This window comes from Tissierella carlieri (assembly GCF_018917285.1).
Classification (GTDB): domain Bacteria; phylum Bacillota; class Clostridia; order Tissierellales; family Tissierellaceae; genus Tissierella; species Tissierella carlieri.
The window spans coordinates 53,179-66,512 of sequence record NZ_JAHLOH010000048.1 but is presented as its reverse complement, the minus strand read 5'-3'; the positions used below and the strand labels follow the sequence as shown (position 1 = coordinate 66,512).

The window sequence follows — 13,334 nt, the reverse complement described above, 5'->3', positions numbered from 1 at the left end:
ATATGACACCTGTATGTCATATAATTTTTCAATTATATCTTCATATATCTAAATTTAAAGAAAATATCATTGGATCTCTCTTTTTCACTAAAATTACGCCTACCGTTCTATAGCTTATCAACGTCAAACTCCCTAATATTATTTCTTTCTCATATCAATAAGCCTCTGTTATAAGAAGTGATGAGATCTCTTCTTATATAATTCTTCACATAATATAATAATGAGTCTTATTAAAACTTTATTAAAAACTTTCTTTAATTATTTCGATAGCTCTCTCAATAAACTCGTCTCTACCTTCCCTAATTCCCTCTATAGTAGGATTCATATAAATATCTGGTTGTATTCCTATTCTTTGAGTAGGTTTTTTATCTGGATAGTACATACCAAATCCACTTATAGTAGACTTTATGTTTCCTGGAAGAGTAAAGGAACGCACATCACCATTAGCTCCTGCTGAAGGTCTTCCAAGAACAATTGAGTTTGGTGTATTCCTAAGAGACATAGTTGTAGTCTCTCCTTGGCTAATAGTATGTTCATTTATTAGAATCACTAATTTACCCTTATAGACCTCGTTATCTAAAATCTCATTGTTAGATTCCTTTGGTTTCCCTGACACAAATGGATCAAAATAATAAAATTCACCTGGTACTGAACGATTAGGAAATGACATCCTAACAAACTCTTTTTTAGCTGACATTAGGTATTCTGCTAATTTATAAGCAATTGGGTTAGAAGGGTAGTTTCTAAGATCTACAATTAAGCCTTTAGTATTCCACCACTTCTTCATAATTTCTTCAATCTCGCCATTTTTCAATAGCCCAGCATTTATATAGTAGATCTTGCCATCTTCCATCTCCTGCGATTTAGTATCCACATGGACATTAATATCCTTTTGACTACCTTTTACATTTACATCAATTGTCTTTCCCTTTCGAATCACAGTAACATCAGTATTCTTCTCGTGAATTCGAAATAAGTCAAGAAAAAACAAGCTTCCAGTATCCTCTCTTGACTGAGATATGTATTTTCTTCTATTCTCTAATATTTCATCTATATCTTTATCTCCAACTTTTAATACAATATCTCCAAGCTCAAGTCCACATTTATGAATTATTTTACTTATAACAATCTGATTGCCAACTTCAATAAAGTTTATAGGAATCCTATACTTTCCAAAATATTTAGAAATGTAATCTCCATCTTTATCTACTACATAAGCATGAGAATCATGTATTCTAGTTGTCAATTCTGCTATTGTCAGTAGATAGGATTCATAATCTGATCCATGTATAAATTTGGGGATAAATTCCAGAAGTACTTGATCCCAGTCTTCTCCAATAACATCTTTATATGGATAATAATATTCTATAATATTCCAGTAACGAAATAAACCAAGTAGCCTGTAGCCAGTGTCATCAAATTTTATACTAGGATATGAGTTTTCATTTTCCATAAACGGATAGAGTGAATCATCCTTAAAACTAACATATGCATTTTCTCGATCTGAGATATTAGTATCTAAAAGACTCGATAATTCAAGACTCAAATTCTTTCCTAGATATTTCTCGTCTTTGCACCAGCCTATAGATGGACTGAGCTGAATGGAATCTTCAGAAAATTGGTATTGCTGATCTATATCTCCAAAATCATTTTTACTATCTAAAAAATGAATCCACTCATAGAGAATTGAATTAACATCTGAATTTTCTTCTAAGATATAGGGCATAACACGAAAAAGTTCATAATCCCAATTAACTTCTCCAGATATAACCTCAGGATGATAATATTTCACAACTCCCCATACCTTACAGAGTTTAGCAAGATCCATTATCTCTTTTTCAGTAATACTAGAAAGATATATTCCACTTCCATTGTCAAATTCTTGGTCCTTATTTCTTTCAATTTGATGAATATCTTTTGTTGAAGAACATCCCCAAATGATAAAGCAAATAAAAAACAAACTAAATAACACTATTGATTTCCAATACTTCTTTTTTTCTTCTTTCAATTTTACTATCCTCCTCCCTATGTATCCAATAATAATCTCTAAAATCAGGCGATTATCCATTTAATGATGTATAATTTCTGCCAGCACGAAAGACATCTAGTTCAACTTTAATATTTCTCTCATTATTGGATCTATACCATTGATAAAATCTGCAAATATATATTCAACTTTAATATTAGGATAAACTGAATCATCGTCCATTTCACTATGCCTAAAGTATTTAGTTGAATATGATACTTTTTAATCCCTATGAGTTTACCTGCATCACATCATCCTAAGCCTATACCCTAAAAGTGAACCTTTACGCAAATACCCTGTTATAAGAAGTACAAAGCTTTTCCCCTATACCAGCTTCACAAATATACCTAATTATTCATTTTACACCTTATTTATAAGGTATTCTTTTTATTTTGATTTTTTCTTAATAAAACTCCTGACATAATTAAATAGCTCAATCCCAATTTTAATATCTGGTGACTCCCATGTAGCCGTAGTTTCAGTAAAGTTACCTTTCCATGGGAATACTTCCGATGGAGCGAAATAGTAACCTTCTGTCAGTTCCATATAAAAATCACAAGGCTCACCAATTGAAATTACATCTCTTTTATCTATAGTTCTTATAGCTTCCATCACTCCACTTTTTATAATCTGATAAGTCTCAATTGGTGATGGTTCCCATCCCATTGCCTTATTCTTTACTGTGATACAAGTAACATTCTCAGAAATTTCTTTCGCCTCTTTATGTGATGCATGACATCCAATATTGGCAAGATATTTAGTGCCACAAAAACTTAGTGTCCCCTGTCCAATTTCAGCTATATGCATTTTATTAACAAGTAATGATTTAATTGGTGGAGTTTGAATAGTATGTGGAAAATACGCCCAGGGTTCTCCGTTTCTAGCATGTTGTCCTACTGTAATTAATCCAAATGGATTAGATTCAGCTTGACCTCTAATTCTTCGCCAATCAAAACATCGATTTGGAGTGTCAAATATCCTTACATTATTAGGAAGTTGTTCAATAATTACATTAAATTCTGCATCTCCTGCATAATGCCCATCATATAGTAAAATCTCATCAATTCCACACTCTGTTGCTGCTTCGCATACTGCTAATACATCGCTAGTTAAATATTGCCTGCCCATATTTCTCCAAAGATTTGAACCATGATATATCGCCTCAACATTACTTTCAAAAATTCCACTTGCCCCTTCCATATCTGCTATTAAAATAAGTTGTTTTTTCATTATACCACCTCATATAGTATGAATTTTCTTTAATATACTTTTCTAATATATATTGTAACTTACTTTTCAAACCATTTCTCGGAAATAGCTCCGAAATCACTATTCCTTATAACATCTCAGTATTTGCGACAGCCCTAAGTCTGCCTCTATAGTCCTTCTTCGTATATTTTCTATCTTTAACTATATATTTTCGTCTTTGATTTATCATACTACTTATACGTATTTTCTCTTATGAAATAATAGTCATATGTAACAAACTTTTTATTTAGTGGTAAATAACCTTTTCGTACTAGTGATGCAATACGTTCAATTGCATTTGGAATAGCTTTCGTAAGAATAAATTTGACATTAAAAGCTTTGAAGAAATTTTCACTAACAATTTCTAAAATATCATCGATATATTTTTGCTTTTCATAGTTGCTCTGTAAATCTATTCTTAAAACTCCATAATGATTAAATTCATCATCTGCAATCCTATGAAACATTTCAATAGTACCAATTTTTTCTTGTGTATCATTTAGAAAAATTGTCCATCTTACAAAGTATTTATTCTTATAAGAATAATCCCAAAAGTCGATTGCCTGTTTCATTCTTTCTATTGATATGTAATGAAAATCATCGCCATTACAATTATCAGAGTTAAAGAAAGGCACCGATCTTTCATCGGAATAGCATATAAGCAATTCTTCTGCATCATCTAATATTGTCTGTCTTAATGTAATAATGCCATTTGTATATGTTGGACATTGCTCATAAATATCATCTATCATTGCTAGTATCCTCCTAAAACAATCATTTTTATATAAACAATCTTTGACTTAACGTTCTGATGATTCTTCACCGCACTCTGACCACATGCATCATCCTCCAAATAATGAGAACATACCTTTCTACTATTTTAGATAAGGAATTACAGCTTTATAGCCTTACTATATTACTTAATGTTTTATATGGAAATATATTACATACTCAATAATGGTTGTCTTCACAACTATTACAGCAGATGCACATCTTGATTTGAACATCATTACTTGTTCAACTTTTTGTAGGTATTATAAAACTCCCTTAACTCTTCTCTGACAATCTCCGAAAGATCATGCCATCGAATTCCCTGTATTGCGCCTTCTAAAGCATATAACCTATTTATACATGCAGAATCATCAATTTCCTTTATTCTCAGCCAAGCTTGCTTACTACCAGTTTCAAACAATTGATTAATTGTTCTTATACCAACCTCATTTAATTGTTGCTCAACTTTGTTACCGATGTTTTGTAATGTTGATAATTCTCCCATGGATAATTCCTCCTCTTTACATTTGATAATTTCCTATATAAAAGGAATGTAACAATTTCTTGCTTCACATCAAGGATGGCGTTGCCTTTGCATGATATATCGTAGAATGTTCTCAAATAATCAATTGTTCTAGATCGGACCTATAAAATTTTTCTTCATAGATGATTCACTCTCAGTAAAGAAATGTCCGCTAATCTTTTTGTTAAATGATATATCCTCTTTAGCTAGTTTTTTATATCATAGCTTATAATTGCATTGTTTCTATATATCAAGATTACAGAAATTCCTGATGAATTATACGCTCTTACTACCGTATCTTTACCTCTTAAATTTCTATTAAAATAATCAACATAAATGTCTAATCCATATAGACCTAATTCTTCTTCTAAAAATTTTTGTGCTACTATTTCTTGTTTAACCATTATTCTAGTTCCAAAGTCAGATGGTTTATAATAAAATAAGATTATCGCTATTCCAATTGCGATCCCTATTAAAAATGAGATATTTTGTCTCATGTCATGCTTATTCTTATTTTTATATGGATAAGCAAATATTGATTTTATTAAAAATAAAAGCAAAATAATAATTTTAAAATCAATAAGTATGTTCTGAATAATACTAAGCAATAAGTATACAAATAAAGGTATATCTACTATAGATAAAAAATTCTTAATCCAATTTTGATGACATCTTCTATTAATTATTGCTAGTAAAAGATAAATACACATGGTAAAAAAAACATAAAGTAGACCACTAGTAGTATCTGTTGAAAAATAGGATATTAAAAATAATGTGATAATAATTAATACTCCAATAAATAATCTTATAATATCCCAATCCTTACCCTTTTTTATATGTATAACCCTCTCTAATATTGATAAACCTACTAATATTAAAGACAATACTAAAATAACCACGCTATCTCACCCCTTCGAATTAAAAAATTAAGGCATATCATTTAGGTATATACATTCAAGAATCATAAAACCCTTGACAAACTTGGCTTAAGGCTTTAGATGTACTAAAGTAAAAGAAAGTTAGTTAGTTGTTAATATAATACTAAATTTGTACATATATTCATTTTCCTCTTCATCAAAAATAGTTCCTAATAATTTACCCTTGTTCTTTTCTATAATTTTCTTTGAGGCTATATTGTCTATATTACAAGTTAAAATTACCTCTTCTATTCCTATCTTTATGGCCTTTTCCAATGCCAATTTTAAAATTTGAAAACCATAGCCTCTATTTCTACAATCTGGTGATATATCATAGCCTATATGACCAGCGCATTCTATCTCTTGATGTCTAATTCTCACTACTCCTACAACTTCTTTTTTATCAATTAACCAAAATGTTGAGGTTATAACCTCTCCTTGAGGCAAGTCCTTTAAATAATCTTGGAAATTTTCTAATGCTCTTTTATATTTATTAAAATAATGTTCATCATTTATTTTTCTGTATGCTAGAGCATAATTTTCAAAGCTCTTTTGATATTCTTTATTAGGTTCAATTAAAAATAAATCTTTCATAAATTATCCTCCGTCTTATATAAAGTTCTCAAAGTCTTACATATACGAAATAAAAAGGCAATATAGTTTATCTCTATCAAGTTGGCATATAAACGGGCAGAAATGTGCCATCTCTACTCTAACGTTTTTGAATAGACGATACGTCGCCCCAATATTTATCGTCTATTCCTACTCTGGAACTTGTCCCACTAACAGAAACTATTACGCTGTATTAAGTGATGACCTAACACTATAAATTTATTTTATAACATTTGTCTTCTTATTTCTTTTTCATTTTCAACCATAAATTGATAGCTCTCATCCATAAATTTATCCATGGAATTATTTTTATATATTTCATTTAGATAATCATATAGTGATCTTCCAGTAACAATCATATTGTAAAAGTAAGGATAGGCATTTCCGCTTTCATGGTAAGGGTTAATTTTATTAAACTCTTCATCACTTAGAATCTGTTCCACTACTGCTTCACTTAAAATCCAAATTAGACTAGGAGCTTCATATTGTTCATATGAATCCTTATACTTTTTATTCCATAGATAAAACCATAGATAATGAACAATCTCGTGTAATGCAGAACCCATAGAACCTTCATCACTATTCATGTAAAACACATCAAAAACATGCTCCCTTAAGTATCTAGGACTTATTGGATTCAATGTTATATTACATACTAGATCATTGAAAATATCACTCGTATCAAATTGAAATATTGAAGAGAAACGCTCATTAATTAATCTTTCGTAACGATTCCAATTTTCTTGATATGATATAACTTTACTTTGTATTTCTTTTTCTCTTGACTTATACAATTCAAAAACTGTTCCTGATATCTCTTTAACAATATCCTTATTATCACTACTCTCATCAAAGGAACCTTTGAATTTTAGCAATTCGGGAAAGAAATGAAAAATTGGTTCACTCCAAAACTCATCCTGTTTTATAAACTCTGAAATTGATTCCACAGAATATTTATATCCTGGGTCTTTATATAGCAACTTCATTCTGATGCCCTCCTTCAAGTCTGATCTATCTAATCGAGATAAATACTTGTTATTTCACACAACTCTACTAATTGTTTAACTAAAACAAATCAAAATTAATTCTCTCCAAAGTCCTGATTTGATATTTAGGTGTCACTTTTCTTGCGGGCCATGAATTCTATAATGCCATGATAATGTGGATCTCCATCATTAGAATCATATTCTAATCCTTCACAGCAGCATATTAATTCAAAATCTAAAAAATATTTATTTAACTCTTGTTGTGTAAAAAAGTGTACATAGGAATCCTTTTCATCTATATAGAAAGTATTTTCTTCCACCTGTTTATTACTTTCTTTTAGAGAATCATACCGTTGCTCTAGTGTTGAAAATACACTTAAATATACAATTCCCTCTTCTTTTAAACCTTCTTTTATTTTTCTTATTATTATATCAATCTCTGACTTTTTAAAAAAATTCAATACATTAGCTGCTATTATTATTGTGTAATTATCTTTCTTTATGTCATATTTTCTTAAATCTGAAATAATCAAATCAATAGTATAATCTTTTTTGGCAAACTTTTCTTCACATCGTTTTATTGCTGTTTCAGAAATATCCACTCCATCAATATTGAAACCTGAGAAAATAAATGGCAAAGCATTTCTCCCCTCTCCAATTCCCAAATCAAGTAAATTTCCCCTTTTAATCAAATCAAAATATTGCATTAATTTTGCATCTGGGTTTGAACTCCATAATTGGTTTGTTTTTTGATAGCTTTTTTCCCATATATTATTATTTCCCAAGGTAGATCATCCTTTCTTTTTATTAAATAGCGTATAATATGCGAATATTTGCAGTGCCCCTAAATCAGATCTGAAAAATCCCCCCTGGCAGAACTCTACTTTCAGCTAAGGGATATGGTGCACATTACCTAAGATTATGCCCTAGTGCATCTTTGCATGAATACATTGTTATCTAGTTATGCAACATACCTTCAAGAAATACCTCAATATCTATAATGTTATCGAGACAACGATTTCTTCAGATCTAATTTCAAATCCTAAGCTATTAGATAAACTAATCGAAGCAGTATTTTCAAAATCCACCCAATATACAGGGAGAATGTTATTATTTATGCACCATTTAACTGCCTCAGCTACAACCTGTTTGCCAAAACCTTTATTTCTATAATTCAAATCAGTCCATACTGCAATATTTCCTCCACAAAAATCTATATCAGAAATTTTACATGCAGACACAATTTTCTTATCCTCAAGTACAACAAATTTTCTACCTTCTATAATTTCATCTTTTTTTCTTTCCCAGATTTCCATTTTCTCTGCTTCATCTATATTTTCTAAATTATCCATGAAAATTTCCTTTGTTAACTTTATTGCAGATGAATTCAATGAATTGTATATATCATAATCTTCATTAGGAATCAATCTATACATCTTTCTCAAGCTAAAATTCCCTAATTTATTACTAAAAAAAGTATTAAGTATTTCAATAATCTCATCTACATTTCCAATAGCTTGTCCTTTAATAAGAACAAATAAGTCATCATAATATTGAGGTGCTACTGAAAGAATTAGTTTTCCATCTATATGTGTTGATATCAAGTATTGTACAAATTGACCATTTAAAGGTTTATTTCTTTGATTAGAACTAAATATCCTTTTATTAATTTCAAGTTCACCTTTATCTATGCCTAAGTACTTATAGTAATAATCTTGAAATGTTAAGTTCAATTCAATTTTTCTCTTCTCATCATGTTAAAATCTTTACTCTGAAATTAGACTTTCAGATAATGACTAGTATTTGCGACGTCCCTGAACCAGAACTGAAAGATAGCCTCCTGCTCCCAGTGAAAGGATGTGGTGCACAATGTCCTAAGAATGTGCCTAGTACACCTTTACACAAATTTACTGTTATAAGATGTGGCGATTCTTTTCTCCCATAATATTTCGCATAAAATAAAAAATGCGACTTACCTTATGAAACTATCTAATTTTTTTATATAGATACAATAGCAAATCATCATCAACAAAAACATCTCTTTCTGGCTTTACTTCAGCATTATTATATACAAGTCCGTTTCCATCAAGAACATATCCATTTTTCGTATATAATCTCTGTGCACTTCCATAATCTTTGTATAACCCAACACCAAGACCTATGTAATCGTACTTGTTTGAAGCAAATTTTTCACATTTATCTATTAGCATCTTACCTATACCTTTCCTTCTATATTTTGATATGACCACCAAATCATTTATTTCTGGAATGTTCTTCTCCAGAAAATGTGGATAAGATGATTTATAAAGGATATTTACATATCCAGCTATCTCATTATTGATAAACGCTATAAATGTTACTCTCTCTTTTGTTTGGTTTTGCTTAAAACAGTGATTAATATACTTCTCAAATCTTCCTTCACATCCAACCAGTTCATTAAAAGCAGTTACAATTTTTATAATATCATTTTTTTGTATAGTTCTTATCGATATAACATCATTCTCCATAGTAAATTCTCCTTATTTTTTCTATTACACAAAATCTTGTTTTCATTAAACAGGCCACTAATGAACAGCTCCGATATTTTCATGTCTTATAGCGTCCACGTATTCCTGATATTTCGTAACCTTAGATAGAAGCTATCTAAGGTTACGAAATATGCACAACGAACAGAAGAATTTTGCTATAGGGAGTCGTAATGCTTTTACCTCTTTATCCTCTAAATCATACTCACTAAATTCATTTTCTTTAGTAGTAGCTTTAACATTAGCCTAGCCTACGTAAAGTTTAATCAAGTATTTTCTCGAAATTTATTCCATCAATCCATTTTCCATTTTGGTAAATATACTGATTGTATCGACCTGTAAATTGAAATCCATTTTTTATTAAAACAATTTGTGAACCTATATTATCAGGTGATGTACCAGCCTCTATTCTATGAAGTTTATGCGTATTGGCGGCTTCATCTAAAACCAATCTTACTGCACTTGTTGTATATCCTTTTCCTTGATGTCTCTCAGCTATTCTATAGCCTAATTCAGCTTTATTAAAACTTCCTCTTGTTATTGATACTAGATTTACCCTACCAACAATTTCTCCATCCTCAGTTTTTATCAAATACATGTATACCAAATCTTTTCCTTGTTCCTCAATTAACTGCTTTATTATAGTTTTGAAATTATCAAAACTATAGTAACTACTATGTCTAAATAAAAATTTTCTTTCAAAAAAAGCTCTGTTTTCTAGTTCAAATTTAAAAAGCTCTTCTTCATCTGATTGCTCAAGTAGCTTAATACGTATATTACTCATAAAAACACTCCTTTCCTTCCTATTACTGAATACACTATAAACTAATTTAAATAATACTCCAAAGAATGACCCTGATTTGCCATTTATTATAATATCCTAGTATTTGCGACACCGCTGAACTTCCCCCTAAAAATGGTTCCCATAGTGAAGCTTTATTTTTATTTCTCAAATTTTTCAACACAATTGCATACTTCAAGGCCAATTTTTTCTGATATCACAGTCATAGGTAAAGCGGTAATACTATTCTGCATATAAATATATCACTTTATAAATAATCTCCTAGAATCCTGCGCTTGTACAACTTCAAATCCTATGTTTTTATATAGCTTCAATGCCTTCTCATTACTTGCCAATGCATTTAAATTTACACCTGCTTTATTTTGTTCTAAACCTCTATTTACTGTAAATTCTAATATCTTTTTACCATAACCTTTTCCTTGGTATTTGATATTAACAAATAATAAATCTATTTCAGCATTTTTAACCATTGAAGCTCCAATCATCTCATTGTTTTCAAAAAATAGATAAATATATTCTTTTTCCTCAAGTGTTTCCTTTCTATTATTTTCAATTGCCTCTTAGCTTGCACCTAAATACCAATTATATGGCTTAATATCATTTTCTCTTCTTACTACTGAGAAAGCTTCACTCTCAAGTCTTATTTTATCCTGATAATACTTATCTTCATATTTTACTGCATGAATATTAGGTTCATTAAATTTATCTCCCTCATATGAAAATCGATATACAGAATACCAATATTTAAATCCAATTTCATTAAATAGCTCTTGCCAGTTTAGATTATCTTTCACATGAAAAACTTGAATAAAATTTATAGATTTCTCTATAAAAAGTTTTTTAGCTTCTTCCCAAAGTTTCAAACCCACAGGCCTTATTAGCTCATTAGCTGCAGCTCCCATTTCAACATAACAATAGCTACCACTCATTGCTAAATGAATAAATCCTTGAATTCCATTATCATCATATACTAAAATTTTAGATGCGGATTTTAAAGCTTCAATTTCTGCTGGCATTGCCTTGTATTCTAATGTATATATCCTAACAATTTCATCAATATCATATTGTTCATAATCTCTAATCATATTTACTCTCTCTTCCCTCTAATTAACTAAGCCTCTAATTATATGCAAAATTTCGGCTAACCTCCAAATACTGGTAATATGTCTGAATCCAACCCTAAAAAGAATCCTCCTTTTGCATTTCTTGCACTCAGTTAGAAGGTAAGGATTACAGGACATCAACTCCTTGATCAAAAATTGCCTTTAACCTCCTAAGACTGATTGATGTTAAACTCCCCCTAATATAATTTTACTACCCAATGTCGATAAGCCTATGTTAAATTATGATCCAGATGGAATAAACGATTATAATAGCTTGATCAATTCTTTAGGATATAATTTCTTAGTACCATTTATTAGCTCATCAATTTCAATCCATTTCATCGTACAGGGCATTATATCTCCTTCCATAGTTGTCCCATCAATTAATTTTCCGTCTTCTATATTGTAAAGTTCATATATCTGAACGATCTCATGGGCTTTTATACCATCTATTTCAAATATGTTGCTTATTATATGTGATAAACCATAGTCTATTATATCTATATTAAGCTCTTCTTTCATCTCTCGTTTCAATGCATCTTCACTAGTTTCTAAAAACTCAATTCCTCCACCTGGCAAATAATAGTATACTTCCCCCTTATATTCCTCTTCAAGAACTAAAACCTTATTTTCTTTTCTCAATAAGCCTCGTACAGTATTCCTTATTGAGCTTCTTAAATAATCTAAGGTTATTACTTCGCTATCAAAAAATCTCTCTTGAAATTCAGTTAAAGCCTTAATCTGATACTTATCATAATCATTTAGTTCTTCTGCAACTACTAGCTTGTCCTCTGCATCATCGTTCCTCTTTATGATACCAATAACCTTCCCCTTAAAGCTACTTATAGGCTCGAATATACCAAGAACATATGCATAAATCTCCCCACCATCTCCTGCTTTAGTTCCTTCAATATATCCATAATTTATTGGATATATAAAATTATGTTTAGGATGCTTACTTCCCATCGGTCTATCAATCTTTACTGTTATTACTTTACCCAAATATTCTATCGTAGTCATTCACCTCAATTTTTATTATTCATGGACTTGACTATAACCCTAAGTAGATTTAAGTGCTTTGCTAGATATATCTTTTAGAGTTAAATCTTCTCCCTCTTCTTCCGCTCCTTCTTCAATGTTCAATAAATTTTTTAAATGACATCGATATGTCCAAGTATATGGACTCCTATACTAATACAGCAAGATTTACAAATCATGATACAGGGACAATATCAATATCGAACGGAAACTGCTCTGCTTCTTTTTGTTGAAAGTTTACTTTATAACCTACTCCATCCTTATAGAAAAATCCTTCCTTAAGTTCAATTCTTATATAACACATATTTTCATCATTTTCATTATTATGTGCGAAATACCAAGGCTCAAATACCTTTATCAATTTTTCTCTAATTTCTTTATTTTCCGTTAGTAATGGATGTCCAATATTATAGCCATTTCCGCTAAAGCGGTATAGCTTATTGCATAGTGCAACTTGAATGTTGTTCTTCAATTCCTGAACCTTTTGTGATTTTGAATATGTAACTACATAAAATGAGCCATCTTCATAGAAAGTGTCCACAAATCGAACTGATGGTATATTGTCTTTTACGGTAGCCATTGCAAGCTGATAATCCTTTGCGAATAATTCACTCATAACCTCTATGGCTTTTTCATAAACATTCATTTTCAAATCCTCCTAAAATTTTTATTTTCTATATACTTTAATACTATACAAGTTTACAATCATTATATGTTAAAACATATATATTACTTATTCTACAAAATTTTCTATATTCCTCTATATTCCATAAAATTTTTATA

15 protein-coding genes are annotated in these 13,334 nt (G+C 30.1%); all 15 read right to left on the bottom strand.

The genetic code is table 11. From position 1 onward, the window contains the following. Positions 1-241 precede the first annotated feature (241 nt). Complete coding sequence (locus KQI38_RS17380) at positions 242-2,008, bottom strand: S41 family peptidase (protein WP_216561620.1); 1,767 nt, start codon at positions 2,006-2,008, stop codon at positions 242-244. Between the two features lie 405 nt (positions 2,009-2,413). Then, positions 2,414-3,256 (bottom strand): M55 family metallopeptidase, encoded by an 843-nt coding sequence (locus tag KQI38_RS17375; protein ID WP_216561619.1) that lies wholly within the window; start codon positions 3,254-3,256, stop codon positions 2,414-2,416. A 209-nt stretch (positions 3,257-3,465) separates the two neighbouring features. Next, entirely contained in the window at positions 3,466-4,026 is a 561-nt protein-coding gene (locus KQI38_RS17370; protein ID WP_216561618.1) for a GNAT family N-acetyltransferase, read from the bottom strand. Between the two features lie 257 nt (positions 4,027-4,283). Continuing rightward, on the bottom strand, positions 4,284-4,550 hold the full coding sequence (locus KQI38_RS17365; RefSeq protein ID WP_216561617.1) for a TfoX/Sxy family protein: 267 nt from the start codon (positions 4,548-4,550) through the stop codon (positions 4,284-4,286). A 224-nt stretch (positions 4,551-4,774) separates the two neighbouring features. Beyond that, positions 4,775-5,467, bottom strand: coding sequence for a hypothetical protein (locus KQI38_RS17360; RefSeq protein ID WP_216561615.1), 693 nt, complete (start codon positions 5,465-5,467; stop codon positions 4,775-4,777). Between the two features lie 120 nt (positions 5,468-5,587). Beyond that, positions 5,588-6,079: a GNAT family N-acetyltransferase gene (locus KQI38_RS17355; RefSeq protein WP_216561613.1), complete on the bottom strand. Its 492-nt coding sequence runs from the start codon at positions 6,077-6,079 to the stop codon at positions 5,588-5,590. A gap of 242 nt (positions 6,080-6,321) precedes the next feature. Then, positions 6,322-7,083, bottom strand: coding sequence for a hypothetical protein (locus KQI38_RS17350; RefSeq protein ID WP_216561611.1), 762 nt, complete (start codon positions 7,081-7,083; stop codon positions 6,322-6,324). Between the two features lie 125 nt (positions 7,084-7,208). Next, positions 7,209-7,868: a class I SAM-dependent methyltransferase gene (locus KQI38_RS17345; protein WP_216561609.1), complete on the bottom strand. Its 660-nt coding sequence runs from the start codon at positions 7,866-7,868 to the stop codon at positions 7,209-7,211. A gap of 210 nt (positions 7,869-8,078) precedes the next feature. After that, a complete protein-coding gene (locus KQI38_RS17340) occupies positions 8,079-8,816 on the bottom strand; it encodes a GNAT family N-acetyltransferase (protein ID WP_216561607.1) in 738 nt (245 codons plus the stop codon). A gap of 252 nt (positions 8,817-9,068) precedes the next feature. Continuing rightward, complete coding sequence (locus KQI38_RS17335; RefSeq protein WP_216561605.1) at positions 9,069-9,590, bottom strand: GNAT family N-acetyltransferase; 522 nt, start codon at positions 9,588-9,590, stop codon at positions 9,069-9,071. 280 nt (positions 9,591-9,870) lie between these two features. Then, positions 9,871-10,392 (bottom strand): GNAT family N-acetyltransferase, encoded by a 522-nt coding sequence (locus KQI38_RS17330; protein ID WP_216561603.1) that lies wholly within the window; start codon positions 10,390-10,392, stop codon positions 9,871-9,873. 260 nt (positions 10,393-10,652) lie between these two features. Next, positions 10,653-10,964: a GNAT family N-acetyltransferase gene (locus KQI38_RS17325; RefSeq protein WP_216561733.1), complete on the bottom strand. Its 312-nt coding sequence runs from the start codon at positions 10,962-10,964 to the stop codon at positions 10,653-10,655. Positions 10,965-10,970: 6 nt separating this feature from the next. Next, entirely contained in the window at positions 10,971-11,495 is a 525-nt protein-coding gene (locus KQI38_RS17320; RefSeq protein WP_216561601.1) for a hypothetical protein, read from the bottom strand. Positions 11,496-11,777: 282 nt separating this feature from the next. Then, positions 11,778-12,533: an NUDIX domain-containing protein gene (locus KQI38_RS17315; protein WP_216561599.1), complete on the bottom strand. Its 756-nt coding sequence runs from the start codon at positions 12,531-12,533 to the stop codon at positions 11,778-11,780. 193 nt (positions 12,534-12,726) lie between these two features. Next, positions 12,727-13,197, bottom strand: coding sequence for a pyridoxamine 5'-phosphate oxidase family protein (locus KQI38_RS17310; protein ID WP_216561597.1), 471 nt, complete (start codon positions 13,195-13,197; stop codon positions 12,727-12,729). Between the last annotated feature and the right edge of the window lie 137 nt (positions 13,198-13,334).

Bases quoted from the DNA above. Each gene is read 5' to 3' on its own strand.
- KQI38_RS17375 (WP_216561619.1), bottom strand. From the start codon at position 3,256: ATGAAAAAACAACTTATTTTAATAGCAGATATGGAAGGGGCAAGTGGA.
- KQI38_RS17370 (WP_216561618.1), bottom strand. From the start codon at position 4,026: ATGATAGATGATATTTATGAGCAATGTCCAACATATACAAATGGCATT.
- KQI38_RS17365 (WP_216561617.1), bottom strand. From the start codon at position 4,550: ATGGGAGAATTATCAACATTACAAAACATCGGTAACAAAGTTGAGCAA.
- KQI38_RS17355 (WP_216561613.1), bottom strand. From the start codon at position 6,079: ATGAAAGATTTATTTTTAATTGAACCTAATAAAGAATATCAAAAGAGC.
- KQI38_RS17350 (WP_216561611.1), bottom strand. From the start codon at position 7,083: ATGAAGTTGCTATATAAAGACCCAGGATATAAATATTCTGTGGAATCA.
- KQI38_RS17335 (WP_216561605.1), bottom strand. From the start codon at position 9,590: ATGGAGAATGATGTTATATCGATAAGAACTATACAAAAAAATGATATT.
- KQI38_RS17330 (WP_216561603.1), bottom strand. From the start codon at position 10,392: ATGAGTAATATACGTATTAAGCTACTTGAGCAATCAGATGAAGAAGAG.
- KQI38_RS17320 (WP_216561601.1), bottom strand. From the start codon at position 11,495: ATGATTAGAGATTATGAACAATATGATATTGATGAAATTGTTAGGATA.
- KQI38_RS17315 (WP_216561599.1), bottom strand. From the start codon at position 12,533: ATGACTACGATAGAATATTTGGGTAAAGTAATAACAGTAAAGATTGAT.
- KQI38_RS17310 (WP_216561597.1), bottom strand. From the start codon at position 13,197: ATGAATGTTTATGAAAAAGCCATAGAGGTTATGAGTGAATTATTCGCA.